Below are 17,021 nucleotides of genomic sequence, written 5' to 3' on the forward strand. Positions count from 1 at the left end.
TAAACTTATTTATACATTTTTTAGGTTGCCCCCTAAAGTGCCCCCTAAATTTCAGCGGACTTTTTTTAAGCCCCCTAAAGTTGACCCCCAAATAATTTGGCTTTCCCCCTAAATTATTTGGTTACCCCTATCTAATACATTAACTATAAATAATTTAATACTTAATTACATAACTAACTACAACTCTTAAAATTTATAACTCTATTTTTATACAATTCAATAATCATATATATATGATTCCTCATTAGATAAGGTGCAACTATTGGCGCAATGAACCAAAAAGAGGAAATCATAAATTATTTAAAGTAACAATTTCTCATTAGATAAGGTGCAACCTTTTCCTATAAAGGAAAAGAAATCCTTCCTATGGCAAAAGTAACAATTCCTCATTAGATAAGGTGCAACTAACAAAGCATGGAATTTATCAAGCAGAAAAAATCCAGTAACAATTCCTCATTAGATAAGGTGCAACAACTATATTTACTAGCTATTTCTTATATCTTACTATAAATTTAACTATTTTTAAACATTTTATGAGTGTTTTTTGCGATCAATCTCTAAATTAATTATTTGTGTGTAAGTGTTGTGTATCATAGGGTTTGAGCATTTTTTGTGTTTTTAATGAACATCTTTAAAAGATTGACTGTGTTTTTTGTTTATTTTTGATGATTTTTAGTTATTTTTTGATTATAAAATTACCCAAAAGTCTTGATGGATATAGGGTTTAGATTGACCGCAAAATATTTACTCTATAACTTCAAACATGCCAAATCCCTGGGATGTTTTTTCTCCTAAACCAACATAATATAAAAATTCTAAATATTCTTTTTTCCCCTGCAACATATAAGTACCATGCCAAGCAGTTATATATGTATTTTTATAATTAGTTACATATTTATCTTTTGCGTTAACATTTATTAATTTGATTTTGATATCATCTGGAACTATTCCATAGTATGCTTCGTATTTCTTTTTAAATAAGTTATTTATTCTGTCTAAAAAGTCTTTTTCTAGGGGATTGAAATAGTGAGTATGTTTTTTGTTTTCTTCAAGAATTGTTTCTCTTACTACTATTGGTGATAATAGTTTTATTTTTATTTGTTCTTTATTGTTGTAGAGAAATACTTGATATTTGGTTAAAATTATATTTTGATTTTGGAGTTTGTAATTAGTATGTTTATTTAAAATGTTTAAAAGGTAATGATCGAATTTGGTATCTATACTGGCGATATCTAAGATGAGAGTGTTTTCGAATATTATTTCATGATTTTTTATTGTTTGTTTAGGTGAGTATAGTTTACTATATGTAAATAATTTATATTTCTTTGTTTCTCCATAACCAAAGTTATGCAGAAATTCAGCGTATTCTTTATTTTCTTTAGTAAATAGAAGATAAATGAATCTTTGAATATCTTCGTGATAATTTAGTCTTAATTTTAGGGGCTTGTTTAATTTAAAAAATAATTTATATCTCATATTACTCCTTTTCATATTAGATTGGAATGGTTTTTTACCATTCCAATCTGCTCTTTAGAAACATATTTTAACGACTCTAATTCATAGAAACAGATACTATCATAATTTACATCAATTATTTTATCTAAATCTTTTTTTAACTTATTTAGTTTACTTTCTGTAATATAACCTTCAAACACTGAGTTTTGAACTGTAAACAAATACTTCTTAAATACTTTTCTCACTTTACCTACTCTTTTATGATGAACATCATATACTGCAATAATATACATAATAGTTACATCCTATATTTAAAGGGTTCATATTCTTCATCGTATTTAAAATACCTTAATAGTTTTAATACTTCTTGCTGTAGTATTTCCTGGTAACTTACTTTTTTGTTATTAATCGTTATTGTACTGCTTAGCTTTTTGTTTAACTGATCAATAAAGAGATATTTACCTTCTTTATTAAGAAATACTCCATTATTTCTTTTTTCGAAATGAACCTTGGCATCAATGATTCTTTTATTTATTAATGAAAATATTACTTTATCAACAAGAATAGGTTTAATTATTTCTGAGATATCAAGATTTAGATTTTCATATCTACGCATTGCAGAATGCAAATAAGAAATTCTAATATCTAGTTTTGTTTTATATATTTCATTAGCTATTTTTTGATATATTATAGTATTACCAAAACTGATCATTGCATTAAGTGCGTCTTTAGGTGGTCTTCTTGTTCTTTTAGTGAATTTGAATTCTGGGTTACTTAGAATTAATAATAACTACTATAATATAATTCTCTCATTCTGGCTTCTTGTAGTAATAATATTTCTAATGTTTTAGCTGCTTTCATTTCTTGTTTACATATTTTTAAATCATCAATTATTTTATCTAACTGAGTATCATCATTATGTTTATTATAATATTTTAGGTTTGAGATAATGTTTGTAGTTCCACTATCGATAATTTTTTTAGCTATTTCTAGTCTTTTTGCTTTATTGATATAGTTTTCAACTTGTTTTATTAGTATTGAGGCTGATTTATGATAATTAACAGGCATAAAAGATCCAATATAATGATCGTATTGGTCAAATAATGAAACTCTTATATTATGTTGATTTAAAGTTTTGAAAAAGTTACTAGAAAAGATAGTTTGTGAATATATATTGATGTGTTCGGTTACTTCAGCTGGAATTTCTATTTTTTTATTTTCGTTTTCAAATAAGATCGAATAATCTTTTTTGGTAAGAATACCATCATTGATAATATGATATTCATTATTTTCTTTTTTGATAGCTGATTTATACCAGTGATTATATTTAGTTCTATTTTCTTGTTTATTTTTCTTTGCTTTAACTATATTATCTTCTTTAACAAAATAATAGCCTAACATTCTTTTTGATAAATAATGTGTGATTGAAGTTTTATTTTGGTTTATTTCTAATTTGTATTTATCTTTTAAGCATTTTGATATATCATTTATTAAAGTTAAACCATCATTTTTATTATTAATAAATATATAAATATTATCACAATAACGAATATAGTTATATTCAAGATATTGTCTATCTAAATCCATTAAATAAAGGTTACTAATTACAGGACTTATTGAAGAACCTGTAATTAATCCTTTATTTTTTCTTTTGATTTTTCCATCTTTTTGAATTAGACAATTTTGATATTTCATGATTAAAGATATTAAAACTTTATCATCAATAATATCAAATAACATCTTTGATAATAGAACATGATCAATATTTTCAAAATACTTTTTTATATCTATTTCAACAATATATTCATAACCTTTCTCAATTAACTCTAATCCCTTTCTAATTACATCTATCGTCTCTTTTCCTTTACGAAAACTATAATTATTATCACTTAATAAACAATCTAATTTATCTTGTAATATTAAAGACACTGCTTTTTGAATAAAATTATCAATAATCGTAAATTTATATATTTCTCTTACTTTTCCTTTTTTAGAAAGTAACTCATATACTTGAACAATATTAGGTTCATATGTACCTAAAACAAGCTGAATTTCAATATCTTGCCAATTAAGAATCAGATATTCTTTTAACTGCGATAACATTACTCCATCTATCCCACTAGAATAGTTACGCTTCATTAACTCTAAATAATTTTTTTAGATTACTTTCACTTAATATTTCTTTTAACATGTTACCTATCATATTTTTGAATGATACAATTATAAATACATATTCCAATTATAATTGCTATATCAATCATTATTAATGTAAAACTATATTTACAAACAATCAATAATATATTTTTAGCTGTAAATATATCAGAATTTAAACTATCAAAATTTTGACTAATAGAAATCGTATCATAAACATATGTTAAAATGACCATAAAAAATGAAATAGAAGCAAAAATCAAAGCATACTTATTAAACTTGTTATCCTGATTAGCGTTAGTTCCTGTATATAAACCATCTAATTGTTCTTTTAATTCTCTTTTTTCTTCATCGATATACATTGCTTTTGTAAGCATATTGTAGATCTCTACGCCTTGCTCTTCTGGTGTTACTTCAAAAAATAATAATTGGTTTTGAAAAGAAATATATTTTTCTTGTAAATTTAATAAATTATTAATTGTTTTTTGATCAATTTTTTTATTATCACTTTCTAGACCTTTTGTAAGTACAGTTGCAAAGTTTTGAAATAGAATTATCGAAGCTCGTTGTGCCTGTACCAATATAGCCATTTCAACATATAGTGTCAAAAATGCATTAATTACATGATCAGGACAGCTAAAGCTAGCTAATCCAATTAATGAATGATGAGTTACAGCATGAATTGTTCCATAATCAATCCAGCGTGTATATAAACTTTTTGCTAATAACTCTTGAATCATATCTTCTGACTGACATGTACTATCACTAGAATCTATATATATTAGAGCATATAACTCTTTAGCTATATCATAATCAACTTGATAAGCATATTTCGTTTCTCCCGCATACCTCATAAATAATTTATTTTCAGGACATGGATATCGAGAGTCATAAACTTTTTTTGATATTTTATTAATTATTTCATCAGATTTGATAAAGGAACATGTAAACATTCGATCACCAAGAACTGATTCTATTAAATATGTGTTTTCATCTATTAGATTCTTTTTATTAGATGTGATTTTTTTATCACCTTCATCATGTTTGCTTGGATAAGTCAACAAATCTTTAATCGGATCAAGAATTTTTGTAAGACTGATTTTCATTACATTTTTTTTAGATCTTGTATTTTCAAATAGTTTATAAAAATTTTCTTCAGTAGTATGCCTCTCATTTCCATCATCAAATTCTATTGCCCAATAAAAAGCACATGGATTACTTGATTCAGTTAAATTAGGAGGAGTAACTCGACGTGTAAATTCATTAATCAATTTAATATCTTCAATCTTATCATATTCATGATTTTCTGTTTCTAATACCATTACTGCAATATTAGTATTAAATACTTTTAATCGAATTGCATTTAATAACAAAGTATATTCCTGTACGCTACTTCCTTTTCCTACTTGAATATGTAATTTTGCTTTATTTCTAATTTTTTCAGGTTTAAATACATAGTTATCTACTATTCTTAAATTATCTTTTTCACTATCATTTAATTCAAATCCATAAATAGCATCTAAACAAGAACGATTAAAATATTGCATCTTATTATAAAATTGTTCAAATTCTGTTTTAGTTGTAAATATTTCCTTATAATCATTATAAGAATCAAGACATTTATCATTCACATTAGCATTAACCCAAGCATCATTATTTCTTAAAATATTATTTAAAAATTTTTTTGTTTCATATTCCTTAAAATATGATTTATTCTTTTTGCTCTTTTCTTTTTTTATCAATCTAAATGGAAAAATAAATGTGTGATAACTATATATTACTTTGTTCTTCTCAATAACTGTTTTATCATCTTCAATAATTTTTTCAACATCATATTCATTTAAATATCTAAAAATTTCCTCATATTTAGATAATTTATTTTTCTTAAATTCACTATCAACTTTCAATTTTTCTAAAGAACAGATATTAGATCTTAATTCTGATTTTTTTAATTCTATAAATTCCTTCAATAAACTTGAGTTATTAATTATAATATTTTCATTATTTTTTAATAATTCATATAATTCTTCAGCATTATATATTTCATTAATCTTTTCAATTCTTTCACTACCCTCAAGCCATTTATCTGCATCATCATTTTTGATACATGCTTTTGCAGATATCTTATTTTCATTTTCATTTAAAATAATCTTTAATTCTTTCATTGTACTTTCCCTGCAGTCCTACTCTATTAAATATCCATACCCTACATTTGTTTTAGCCCCAATACCAAAATCTTTCATAATTTCTTTAAATAAATATATTTTATCAGCATTTGTAATAGTTTTTTCTTTATCACCTATTTTTATTATAGAATCGTTTAAAATAAAATTAAATTTTATTTTAGTACCAGGTGCAAGTCGTAACATAGTAATAACATTAACTTCACCTAAAGTTAAAAGTTTTTCTTTTTGATGATGTGGTGCCAAATAATCTAATTTTAGAACATTCTTATTATTATAATCGCTAATAAACGAATCAATAAAGATGTCCTTCCCTGGTGTATTTTCATCACCAAAAATAGCTGTTTTTATTTTCTTTACAAATTCTTCTTTTTCATTATCATTAATATCTTTAATATTTAATTTAGCTAAAATATACTTATGATAACCGAAAGCGCTGGCAAGTTTACCTTTTAATGAAGAGCCAGGAATATATGGTAAACCAGTTACGTAATCAAAATTAAATCCTAATGATATTTCTCCTTTGATATTAGCTTTATGATTATTACCGATTCCAATTAATAAACCAGGATATTCAACTTTCATTTCAAATGACGAAAGTATATCTTGAAGGGGTTGTAAAAATCTATCTTCTCGATAACGATGCTTTACTATATCGTCATTATTTTTACTTATTATCGTTGTTATCATATTGTTTTCGATTATTTTTTCTTCTTTATCATCAATAGCTATATTTTTTAAAAAATCATAATATGATTTATTGAAAAAATAGTTCATGTTTGAAATCGTCATTTTAATCATTCCCTTCATTTTTAGGAGTTTTATTCTTTGATGGATCTTCTTCAAACAGATTAAGAGTCAGCTTAATTGCAATAGCAGCATCTAATACCTCCTGCTTTACAATTTTATTATTCTGTACACATTCAAATAAATCATATTTTTTTATTTCCTGATATTCTTTTTCACTATTTTTATCTTTTTTTATAATATAACAAATCAATTTCATTAATTCTTGACGCTTTACATCAGAACTACCCTTATCACTAAAAAAAGCAATAGCTGATAACAAACTTCCCATGCTAACAGCTGCTCCAAAAGAAGCGATTTGTGCTTGATAATTTCCTTGTAATTCATTATCTTTAATGAGTTCAGAATTTTTTACTGCTTCATATGCAATCGGTAAATATCTATTTATTCTACTCTTTGACATCATCATCACCGCCTTCTTTAAATACAGTTACTTTAGTAAGTCCATAACCAATTGAAGCATTACCACCAAACTGGACAATTTTATTATTAACAGCTTCATTAAATATTTTAAGTACTTCATCTTCTTCACAGCTAACACAAACAAAGAAAAGGGAATGATGCGGAACGTATTCTTCATACCAGATATTTTCAGAAATACCATTATCTAAAACATTTCTTGCGACAACTGGTAATGAAATATCTTTTATTTTATCATGTGGCATAATAACAAGATTATCTGCTTTATTAGAAGCAATCTGCTTAAATAATTTTTTGATTTCATCATCTTTTAAATTATCATCGATTTTTATTTCTTCTACGGTAATATTACCATTAGCAGCTTTATAAGATTTATTTTCATCCAACTTATCTACATCTAAATTGTATTTTATTTTCATAACCTCACACATTTCAATAAATCTTTCTAACATTTTTTTAGTAGTAACCAATGAATATGGCATCTTACCGACTTCATTACGCATTGTCACCCCTAAACATTCACCACTATAAAATTTTAGTTTACCTGGCTTCTTTTTTTCATCTTTGTTTTGTTCAATTGGTTCAGAGCCAAAAATATCTATTTCATCTTGTTTATTAATTTTAGAATTATCTTGTATAAATTGTCTAAAAGCCCCTTTTATTCCTGATGAATTAATCATTGGATAATTAGTAAGCGGGTCTTTTTCAACCTCATTATCAATAATATTATAATTAATATCTCCGTTACCTACATGTAGGTTAGTAATTGGTTCTAGTATGTATATAATACTTTTCATTAGTTATTTCCTCCTATTTTTATAATCTGATTAAATCCGATATTTTTTAAATTTTCATTTTCAAATAAATGCTCAAAATCTTGCTCTCTTGCTTCATTTACAAAGAAAACACTACCAGCACGAATAAAATTATATAATTCACTTTGCTCTAACTTATGATAAAAATTATCTTTATCATAATTAGTTTTTAAACATCTAAAATTTCTTGTTTCCAAAAAAATCAGATCACAGCATTCATTTAATTTATTAGCATCTTCACAAGCTAAATCCGATAAAGCATAGTAATAAACACCATCATCGATCTTTAAAGTCTTTTTTATCGTTTCTTCTAAATTATCATTTTCTTTATACATAGTTAATTTAAATGCTGATTTCTCTGCACCCAGATAAACAACATCTGTTATCTTGTCATCCAAATTTAACTTTGTATCATCAAGTGTTACATAAAAACATAACTTATAATCTTTAAAAAACTTATACTCTTTTTTAAAGAAACCATCTTCATCTAAATAACGATTAATTCCTACTTTTACATGTGATTTAAAAATTTCACTATTTTCAATAACACTTAAATCATCTAAAAGTACATATGAATCACGATAATCATCTTCTTTTTTTAAATCTATTTTATCGATCAATTTAAAATCTCTTTCACTACTTCCATCCATTATTTTACAAACATCTTTTTGCAATCCTCTTAATTTAATTTTATTATTATCAAAACTACCATTAAAAGGTGTTTTGACTAATATCTGTTTTTTATCATTTTTTAAAAACATCGGACTAATCTTTTTAATAACACCATATTCTAATTTATCATTACATGACATTATAAAACTACTTCTACCAATAAATTCTTTTTGCTTTTCAATTTGTTGAGCAGTTAATCCCTGACTACTAAAATTCTTATTTAACAAATTCATTCTTTTTAACACAAAATATCTCATCATCCCTAATAATGTTGTTTGTGTCGGTAAATTTTCTGATATTACAAAATAATTATTGTAAATCCCCTTATTATTCCTACCAAATCCAAAACTTCTTTCATTTCCCAGGAAATAATATTCAATCGGCTCTAATTCTACACAATACTTACTCATTACTCTTGCCTCCTTTTTCAACTAAAAATTTAGCAAATCTTAACATACTTGATAATTCAGTATCTTCGTCTTTATTAAAATCATTTTTATTTATGGATTTAAAGCGATTACTCTCATTATCACTTTTAGCTTGAATAAACAAATCTGCAATATCTTCAATAAATTTTTGATAGTTATCCTGCATCGGATTACTATACATATTAGTAAAGAAATTGCTTATTTCTTTTTTATCCTTATTTTTTATTGCAATATTATATAAACCACGATAGTTATCCATCAAATAGATTACAGAATTCGTACTGTCGTTTATTTTTTCAGACTCTTTATTAGAAAGATAATAGTTATTTATAAGATTTTTAAATTTCTTTAAAGTTTCTGTTTCATTACCAAAATTTAAAAACACTGATAACCCACTCGCTTTAGTTAAATTAATTGCTATGCTGTCTTTTTTCTTATTATCATCGCCTAGTTTTTTTGCTTTATCTAACATTTCTCTAGCCTGATCAAACGATTCATATAAAGGAAACTTTCTATAATTGATTGCAATTCCAAATGATATGCTAGCTCCTTCGATCTTTGATTTTTTAAAATTAACTCTAATTTTGTCACATAGATCTAAAATATTTTCATTACCATCTTTACTTATTATAGGTGCTAAAAACAATAAATCATCACCACCAGCATATATCGTTACACCACCATATTTTTTGATCAAAGCAGCTGATTTAGTCGTATAATCAACACAACTTTTAGAAAATTTTTTAACTTTTTCAGTATCATTACCCATATCATTAAATTTGTTTGTCATTCCATCACCATCTGCCTGTACTATTGCAAGATAGTTAGATATTTTATAATCTTTTTTATCTTTTATTCTGGCGATATCATCTACGGATTTGATTTGATTATCATTTTTTTCAAACAGAACCTGTGGCTTGATTTGGGTATTATTTCTTTTATCATCATTTATAGTTTTAAAAAAGTTTTTGATATAAATATTTTTAGCATCTGTTTTATCTTTATCATCAAGCTGATCACTTTCTTTAATTTTTATGCCATTAAATAAAGTTAAGAAATAATTTTCTTTTTCTTCATACACATAAGAATTGAACTGTTCAACATTATCTAATATCTCACTGATTTCAAGCATAATATTATCAATCTTCTTTGTCTTGATACAATGAATATTTACATATCTATTAACGAAAGTTTTAACCTCATCTCTACTAAAACATCTTTTGTCAAATTTATTGTCATCTACTCTAATAAAAGCATTATATAATAGTTCACCTGCTTCTTCTTTTATTTTCTTTATTATCCTATTGATATCTAGATTTTCATCAGCAATAAAAATAATATGGTCAGGATAAGAACCTACTTCTTCACTAACATTATTCTTATCTTCAAAACTGGGTATTAATACATCACCATCATTTTGTTTTATTTCTAGAATTAATTGTTTAGCAAGATATGAAAATATATAGCTGGCACCCCACAATCCTCCTGGTGTTGAAGTCATACATAACGTTTTAACTATCGGTCCGATCGTTATCCCATAATACATTTCATTATCTTTCATTTTGGCTTTCCTCCAATCTAGTTAAAAAGTATTCACCTTCATAATTTTTGTTGAATTTATTTTTAACATCCACCATATATAAAACCTTATTTAATCCTGCTATCTCAAAAAAATCGATAAAATTAAAGTCTTTTTGATTAGGTAATCTAGCATCAATATTTATTATTTTTCGATCAGTTTTTTCTCCTTTATATTTTCTTTCTCTAAAACTTATTTTTGGATCAGCATTTTGTAAACTTATTAAAGCGTTATTATTTACTATAATATATATTTCTTTATAGCTTTCTGTGACATGATAATGAAGCGGTGAAGGAAATCTTGATATTTCATCTTTTCCCACTTTTGCTTTAACATCAAAACTTTTCCAAAAACTCTTTGTTTCTTTTCCATTCCTACAAGGAATCTCTTTAAATTTATTACGATTTTCTTTAGTTTCCAAACTAAATTGATACAATTGGGCAAACCCCAATAACCCTCTTGTATAATATACTTTACTTCTATTGTTAAGATTATAATTATTAATAGTTTTTTCATTATCATGATACATTAAATTGTCAATATTATATTTTGCTAAATGAAGCCCTTGTTTCATAGCTTTTTTCTCATTAACAATATTATAACCATCTTGTTTAAAATACTTCTTCATGATTACTGAAGGAACATATTCATAATTAGAGTGAAGACCACTTTTGAGAATACGATTATATTCTGCAATTGCATTCAAAGCAACCGCATAATCAGCATCAATTTTACCGTTTTTTTCTTTATCCAATTCAAGTTTATATACTAAAACATTATTATCCTTAAAATGATTTGCTACTTTAAGTAAATTTTCTTCGATACTATTTTTATATTCCTGATCATCTATCTTAGAAACTCTAAAATTTCCATATCCTTTACTTTGCTGTAATCCAAATGCTGTTATATCAACTAAAATAGGTAATAACTGTATTACTTTATTGGCAAGTAATTCATTAAAGCAAACTATTTTTACTAGAATTTCTTCATAAAAAGTAGAAGTGTATATATTTTCATTATTATCATTCTTTAAAATATAATCAGCATTTCCTAAAAACCTCTTTTTTTTATTACTATGATCTAATAAATCCATATTTTCATCTTTATTAATTGCTTCTATTCTCATTTTATAGTTCAATGCAATATGATCTTTATCAATCAGCCACTCTTTATTTATCAGATTATCTACAACATTTTTTAACATTTCAGTTTCTGAACCTAATTTTTGTTCAGGATGCTTTTTTACCTCTTTTTCATAAGCAAGCCATGATAAAATAAAACGATCTAGCTTGGGTTTTAATTCTGTAGCTCTGATTGTTGCTCCATCATCATCTTGAAAATGAATCATTGGTGTAATTTGTTTTAAACTAAATTTTAACTTTATCATTTCCATATTTGTGCCCTCCTATATCTATATTTAACTACATTTCATTTTATTTTTCGCCCTTTTTATCAAATAAATTTAACTATTTTTTTAATAACAAATATTTAATTTACATTTAAAATAAAAAGAACCTAAACTAGGTTCTTGCTACTAAAAAATACACTAAATACAATTTATACTATAGTTGATATATACATTTTTATACCTCAATATCTATTAACCGCCTAAATAAAAGAATGATTCTTTCGCTTAATAAATAAACTAGTGTCGCTCCAATAAATCCAAATATAATATCATTAACATCAAAAAATCCTTTTAATGTAATAACCTGAATCAGTTCAAAACTAAAAATCACTAATATTAAACATAAATAAAATCTTCGGTGGTTTTGTAAATACGAAAAAGCATCACGGGCCAGTAGCCCAATTGGAAAATATGTAATCAATGAAGTTAGTATCATCTTCACTGTTCCAATTTTATAAAAAGGAACTAAATTACTGCAAAAAATAATTTTCTCTAGATAAGTTGATTCTTTTGGCGTAGCAGGTCCACTAGCTATGTATATAAAACTTAATAGCAAAAAAAGATAACATAACAGCAGCCAGCGACTAATAATTTTTTTCATACAAACCTCCATTCCACCTTCATCAATCGGACACAAATATATAATTTATGATTGATCTAGACATAACTTTCACATTTCATCCTTATATAAAACAATATAAGTTTTAAAAATATTATCATGATAATCCGTTAAATAAGTTCCATGATATTTAGCGACAATATCTTTAACAATTTCTAAACCATAGCCATGATTCAACTGATCTTTTTTTCTAGTTTTAAAATTATAAAGATTTGGGTCTTCATGACAGCTATTTTCAACTTTAATAATATACTGCTTTGTTTCAAACAATAATTCTGCTACTATATTTTTATTTTCATCGCTATTTTCAATCGCATTATTAATTAAATTCATAATTACTAATAGTAAATCGCCACTCATATCTTCATTAACTGATAAATCGTTGCTTCGAATTAAAAAATTAAAATCAGAGTAAGTTTGAATAAGATAATTGATATAAGCATCAATCAAAACATTTTTTGTGTAAATATTAGTTTTCTTCTCTAAAATTTTATCTGTTAATGAAGATATATAATCTAAAGACTTGGATATGTTATTTTGTATTAATAATTGTTGTAGAACAATCAGCTGATTATTATAATCATGCCTGATTTTACTTAAATATTCTTGATCATCTTTAATTTTTTGATAATAAAGTTTTAAAAAAGTCTTACTGAGATTATTTTGTTTAGTGACTTCTAACTGCTTTGTTGTAGTATTTAATATTGCAACAATAATCAATCCTAAAAAGCATAATATCCCAATCAAAAATAAGTTTAAAATATGATAAAAAGATAAGTCTTTAAGACTAGAGATCGTTGCGATACTACAGAGTTCAATGAATAACATGATAAGCGCATAAGTAGAATAATAAATTGTATTTTTAGATTTAATTATAAATATGCCAAAACATGAATTATAAAATATACTAATGATCATTAAGGTTCCGATCCAGGAAAAAACTACTACTGTAATGTCATTAATATCTATTATAGAATTATTTGATCGATAAAAAACACTAACAATTACAAAAACCAGGTTATAAATGATCGTTATTAGAGAACTATTAAATGATATTTGTAATAAATTATCATGAGTTTGTAAGTAAAATATTATTGTTAAGAGTAAAAAAGTAATTGATCCAAATAAAAATAAACTATGAAAATAATAACAAAAAAATAAATATATAAATGTACTGAAAATTGCAATAAAAAATAATTTAATCTTATTTATTGAGTAAGCAAAAGTCTTTAAAAAAAGATACGATAAACACATAAAAATCAATAACTGTATTAAAAAATAAAATATATCAATCCCTTCTAACATGTAATAACTTCCTTTCTAATATTTTAATCTTTAATTCTGTACATCTCCTTCTTGAAACTGGAAGTTTGAAATCAAATATTCGTACCTCGCCATGACAACAATCTTTTGCATAATCAAGATTAATAATCGTATTACGACTTATTTGATAAAAACGGTTATCCAAAACTTTTTGAATATCTTTAAGATTTTTTTCTTTGATCGTTTGATTGGCCTGATTCAATAGATGAAAAGTAATATCACGTAAATTATAAGTTAAATATACTATCTCATCTAAATAGATAATTGCTTCTATTTGATTATTTATAATTGTAAGATACGGCTCATTTATTTCCTGATAATACTCATTAATAATTCTTTTCAAGCCTGATTTCAAATCATTTTTTAAGACAAAACCGATGACATTTTTACCAAATGCATCGATCATTTTATCAGAGTATGAAGTGATAAAAACAATATTTAAATCATAACTTCGTAACATTCTAGCAACCTTTAGACCATCAAGATCCGGCATATCAATATCTAAAAAAACTAATTGATATAAATCAGAATATTTTAAAAAGGCTTGCCCTGATTCATAAATATCGATTTCAATGTACGGCTTTAATTCTTGAATTATTGTTTTTATGATTGAAAGATATTCTATTTGATCATCTACAATCGCCCATTTCATACAAATTATCTCCTTTTACTTTAATAAAGTCTTTTCTTTACCCATTATCTCATTTATAAAACTATCATCATACCATTGATGATGTTTTAATACCATTCATTAATTTTCTCTGTAATATAATATCAAAAATGGTAAAATTGTGATAGATAGTTATCTAATTTATTTACAATTTAGAATGAACCGTCATAACCATATAGTAAACCTTTAATAATCAATATTTTGCAAGAAAGGATAAAAATCATTATGAGAAAAATATTATCAGTATCATTATCTATTATTTTATCTTTTATAATTTCGTGTTCAAGCGTTAGAGCATTACAACTAGACACTCAAAATATCACTACTGAAAGCAATTATGATGAATTTGGTAATTACTATAACAGTGAAACTGGAGAATATTTCCAATGGAATAACACAAGAAGTACTGCAAAGAGTTTTAAATTTAAGATTCATAGTTTTGTTAATTCTGAAAGTTTTAAACTCAATACAACAAGTGTAAAAATAACGTGTTATAAAACTAAATATGTTTATGCAAACGGCAATGAAGTATCTGGTCAAAGCGGTGAATTTACAGTTAATTTACGTAGATCTGCTTGGCCACATTCAAATAATATTGCTACATTTTATGCACCAATCAGTTTAAATTTAACTAAATTTCTAGGTTCAGGTTTTTCAACTGATATTAATTACTATATTGAAATAGCACCTGTTAATGCTATGAGTGATGGAGTATATATCGAAGGTTCGGGAGAGGTAATATGTTATTAAAATAACATATTTTGTAAATAAATTGACTATCTAATTTTTTTATAAAAAATAAAAAGGGGATCTGTTAGGATCACCTTTCTATTGGTTCATCGCAGTTTATTCCGTCACCTATGCAACTCATAAAAAATTACCGATAATAGAATTATAAATCTAAATACAATACATATAGTTTATTAATAAAAAGTTAAAGAACTGCTCTAACTTTGTGGGGAGGGAAGAGCTTTCGCTCTCCCTTCGTTTTGTGCGAGAGCACATTTGGGATAAAGTGGTTCATTATCTGAACCATCTTTATTATAACATATTTGACAAAAAATGGAAGACTTTTTTTTAATAATCTAATATTTTTTTATCCCCGCATATTTTAATCCTTTATTTTTCAATTTTAATATTACAAAAGACATAAACAATCAAGATATTTATGAAAATCTTTTAAATAAAAAAGTATCAAAATCAATGATTTCAATACTTTTCTCACTATATCTCGTCAATGAAATTTATATTTTCATTGACTATTTTTATGACTATCTCCAATTACTTCCATCGCTTCTTCTTAAAAACTCATCAATCATATAATCAAGATGTTCCTGATTATCACTTCTAACCATAAATACATGATTTCCCATGGCTGCACTTAATACCTCAGGTACATCAACATCTAAAACGATATCATTTTTAAATTGATTTCTTAATTGATTATTATCGTGTAGATAGCTGAAGCCATCACGCCGCCCTATATAAGCTACTAGATATTGTTGTTTCAAATCTAAATAACATTTATCATAAATAACCATATCTGCCCATACAGTATAAACATCACTATCATAACTAAAGTTGATCATATCTGGCATGTATGCTCCTGGAGCACGCATATTTACTTCAAGTCCTACTAAATCACCTTTTTTCCCTAGACCTTCTTTATCAGCATCTAATCTGAAAAATTCAAAATGGAAAAAGCGACTTCTAGTATCAAAAGCTTTAACAACTTTTTGACCTACTTCTTCGATGTCTGTTCCTGCAACAATTCGATTTTGAAATGCTGTATCACAATGATCATTAACATTATCCATAATTGAATTCAACATAATCGTACTATTTGCAATCAAAACATTCTTTTTAGAATCTGTGATTCCATCATAAGTTTCAACATGACCATTTACGTATTCTTCCATAATATAAACACGATCATCTTTTGTTGCAAAGAAATATTCTAACTCATGCTGATTATTTAATTTATATGTTGATGTTGCTCCTACACCATTATCAGGTTTAACTACTACTGGATATCCAACTTTTTCAACAAAAGCTAATGCGTTATCAAAAGTATCGATCAAGCAGTATCTAGCGACATTTAAACCAACACTTTGATAAACAGCTTTCATTTTTGATTTATATTTCATTACCGCCAAATCTTCAAATTTAGTACCACTATTAACATTAAAATCACTTCTAAGCCGCGCATCAGTTTCTAACCAGTACTCATTTTGACTTTCAATAAAATCAATTCTACCATACTTACTAATAAAATAAGCTACAGCTTTATAAACTTCATCATAATTTTCTAAACTATCAACTCGATAATACTCACTTAAACTATCTTTAGTCTCTTTACTAATTTCCTGATAACTTGCATCACCAATTCCCAAAACATTCACACCACGAATTTTTAAGCGTGAACAAAAATTATGAAAATATAATGGGAAATGAGGTGAAATAAACACTACATTCATCTAATATCCCCCTT

Annotated in this window: 16 protein-coding genes; 1 reads left to right on the plus strand and 15 read right to left on the minus strand. The window is 25.5% G+C overall.

Features of this window, described 5'->3' with window-relative positions:
• Positions 1-744: 744 nt before the first annotated feature.
• The 14 genes from cas6 to OC535_RS09850 form a co-directional block, all read right to left on the minus strand.
• On the minus strand, positions 745-1,476 hold the full coding sequence (gene cas6 / locus OC535_RS09785; RefSeq protein ID WP_051592780.1) for a CRISPR-associated endoribonuclease Cas6: 732 nt from the start codon (positions 1,474-1,476) through the stop codon (positions 745-747).
• Between the two features lie 11 nt (positions 1,477-1,487).
• Positions 1,488-1,748 (minus strand): CRISPR-associated endonuclease Cas2, encoded by a 261-nt coding sequence (cas2, locus tag OC535_RS09790; protein ID WP_498823707.1) that lies wholly within the window; start codon positions 1,746-1,748, stop codon positions 1,488-1,490.
• A 5-nt stretch (positions 1,749-1,753) separates the two neighbouring features.
• Entirely contained in the window at positions 1,754-2,236 is a 483-nt protein-coding gene (cas1, locus tag OC535_RS09795) for a CRISPR-associated endonuclease Cas1 (RefSeq protein ID WP_498823811.1), read from the minus strand.
• Positions 2,236-3,594, minus strand: coding sequence for a CRISPR-associated endonuclease Cas1 (gene cas1, locus OC535_RS09800; protein ID WP_498823708.1), 1,359 nt, complete (start codon positions 3,592-3,594; stop codon positions 2,236-2,238). The genes cas1 (OC535_RS09795) and cas1 (OC535_RS09800) overlap by 1 nt, the downstream gene beginning before the upstream one ends.
• 53 nt (positions 3,595-3,647) lie before the next feature.
• On the minus strand, positions 3,648-5,771 hold the full coding sequence (locus OC535_RS09805; RefSeq protein WP_498823709.1) for a hypothetical protein: 2,124 nt from the start codon (positions 5,769-5,771) through the stop codon (positions 3,648-3,650).
• An 18-nt stretch (positions 5,772-5,789) separates the two neighbouring features.
• A complete protein-coding gene (gene cmr6, locus OC535_RS09810; RefSeq protein ID WP_498823710.1) occupies positions 5,790-6,581 on the minus strand; it encodes a type III-B CRISPR module RAMP protein Cmr6 in 792 nt (263 codons plus the stop codon).
• Position 6,582: 1 nt separating this feature from the next.
• Positions 6,583-6,999, minus strand: a complete 417-nt coding sequence (locus tag OC535_RS09815; RefSeq protein WP_498823711.1) for a type III-B CRISPR module-associated protein Cmr5 — start codon at positions 6,997-6,999, stop codon at positions 6,583-6,585.
• Positions 6,986-7,813 carry a type III-B CRISPR module RAMP protein Cmr4 gene (gene cmr4, locus OC535_RS09820; protein ID WP_498823712.1) on the minus strand — a complete coding sequence of 276 codons (828 nt, stop codon included), beginning with the start codon at positions 7,811-7,813 and terminating at the stop codon, positions 6,986-6,988. Before cmr4 ends, OC535_RS09815 begins: the two co-directional genes overlap by 14 nt.
• Positions 7,813-8,913 carry a hypothetical protein gene (locus OC535_RS09825; protein WP_498823713.1) on the minus strand — a complete coding sequence of 367 codons (1,101 nt, stop codon included), beginning with the start codon at positions 8,911-8,913 and terminating at the stop codon, positions 7,813-7,815. Before OC535_RS09825 ends, cmr4 begins: the two co-directional genes overlap by 1 nt.
• On the minus strand, positions 8,906-10,492 hold the full coding sequence (locus OC535_RS09830) for a Cas10/Cmr2 second palm domain-containing protein (RefSeq protein ID WP_227053144.1): 1,587 nt from the start codon (positions 10,490-10,492) through the stop codon (positions 8,906-8,908). Before OC535_RS09830 ends, OC535_RS09825 begins: the two co-directional genes overlap by 8 nt.
• Positions 10,482-11,903, minus strand: a complete 1,422-nt coding sequence (locus OC535_RS09835) for a hypothetical protein (RefSeq protein WP_498823714.1) — start codon at positions 11,901-11,903, stop codon at positions 10,482-10,484. Before OC535_RS09835 ends, OC535_RS09830 begins: the two co-directional genes overlap by 11 nt.
• Positions 11,904-12,093: 190 nt before the next feature.
• Positions 12,094-12,519, minus strand: a complete 426-nt coding sequence (locus tag OC535_RS09840; protein ID WP_498823715.1) for a VanZ family protein — start codon at positions 12,517-12,519, stop codon at positions 12,094-12,096.
• A gap of 69 nt (positions 12,520-12,588) precedes the next feature.
• The gene (locus OC535_RS09845) at positions 12,589-13,455 is read right to left on the minus strand and encodes a GHKL domain-containing protein (protein WP_498823716.1); all 867 of its coding nucleotides are present in this window, start codon (positions 13,453-13,455) and stop codon (positions 12,589-12,591) included.
• Positions 13,456-13,825: 370 nt separating this feature from the next.
• Positions 13,826-14,512, minus strand: coding sequence for a LytR/AlgR family response regulator transcription factor (locus OC535_RS09850; RefSeq protein ID WP_227053140.1), 687 nt, complete (start codon positions 14,510-14,512; stop codon positions 13,826-13,828).
• Positions 14,513-14,755: 243 nt separating this feature from the next.
• Here OC535_RS09850 and OC535_RS09855 point away from each other — a divergent pair, with 243 nt between their 5' ends.
• Complete coding sequence (locus tag OC535_RS09855; protein WP_024721309.1) at positions 14,756-15,280, plus strand: hypothetical protein; 525 nt, start codon at positions 14,756-14,758, stop codon at positions 15,278-15,280.
• A 521-nt stretch (positions 15,281-15,801) separates the two neighbouring features.
• Here the strand turns inward: OC535_RS09855 and OC535_RS09860 are convergent.
• Positions 15,802-17,007: an ATP-grasp domain-containing protein gene (locus OC535_RS09860; RefSeq protein ID WP_227053139.1), complete on the minus strand. Its 1,206-nt coding sequence runs from the start codon at positions 17,005-17,007 to the stop codon at positions 15,802-15,804.
• Positions 17,008-17,021 lie beyond the last annotated feature (14 nt).

The sequence above is a fragment of the Clostridium sp. Marseille-Q5894 genome, assembly GCF_946902305.1.
Classification (GTDB): Bacteria; Bacillota_I; Bacilli_A; order Erysipelotrichales; family Coprobacillaceae; genus Thomasclavelia.

Coding starts and splice junctions, on each gene's coding strand:
- cas6 (WP_051592780.1), bottom strand. CDS start 1,476: ATGAGATATAAATTATTTTTTAAATTAAACAAGCCCCTAAAATTAAGA.
- cmr6 (WP_498823710.1), bottom strand. CDS start 6,581: ATGACGATTTCAAACATGAACTATTTTTTCAATAAATCATATTATGAT.
- OC535_RS09835 (WP_498823714.1), bottom strand. CDS start 11,903: ATGGAAATGATAAAGTTAAAATTTAGTTTAAAACAAATTACACCAATG.
- cas2 (WP_498823707.1), bottom strand. CDS start 1,748: ATGTATATTATTGCAGTATATGATGTTCATCATAAAAGAGTAGGTAAA.
- OC535_RS09840 (WP_498823715.1), bottom strand. CDS start 12,519: ATGAAAAAAATTATTAGTCGCTGGCTGCTGTTATGTTATCTTTTTTTG.
- cas1 (WP_498823708.1), bottom strand. CDS start 3,594: ATGAAGCGTAACTATTCTAGTGGGATAGATGGAGTAATGTTATCGCAG.
- OC535_RS09815 (WP_498823711.1), bottom strand. CDS start 6,999: ATGTCAAAGAGTAGAATAAATAGATATTTACCGATTGCATATGAAGCA.
- OC535_RS09855 (WP_024721309.1), top strand. CDS start 14,756: ATGAGAAAAATATTATCAGTATCATTATCTATTATTTTATCTTTTATA.
- OC535_RS09825 (WP_498823713.1), bottom strand. CDS start 8,913: ATGAGTAAGTATTGTGTAGAATTAGAGCCGATTGAATATTATTTCCTG.
- OC535_RS09860 (WP_227053139.1), bottom strand. CDS start 17,007: ATGAATGTAGTGTTTATTTCACCTCATTTCCCATTATATTTTCATAAT.
- OC535_RS09845 (WP_498823716.1), bottom strand. CDS start 13,455: ATGATCATTAGTATATTTTATAATTCATGTTTTGGCATATTTATAATT.
- OC535_RS09830 (WP_227053144.1), bottom strand. CDS start 10,492: ATGAAAGATAATGAAATGTATTATGGGATAACGATCGGACCGATAGTT.
- cmr4 (WP_498823712.1), bottom strand. CDS start 7,813: ATGAAAAGTATTATATACATACTAGAACCAATTACTAACCTACATGTA.
- OC535_RS09850 (WP_227053140.1), bottom strand. CDS start 14,512: ATGAAATGGGCGATTGTAGATGATCAAATAGAATATCTTTCAATCATA.
- OC535_RS09805 (WP_498823709.1), bottom strand. CDS start 5,771: ATGAAAGAATTAAAGATTATTTTAAATGAAAATGAAAATAAGATATCT.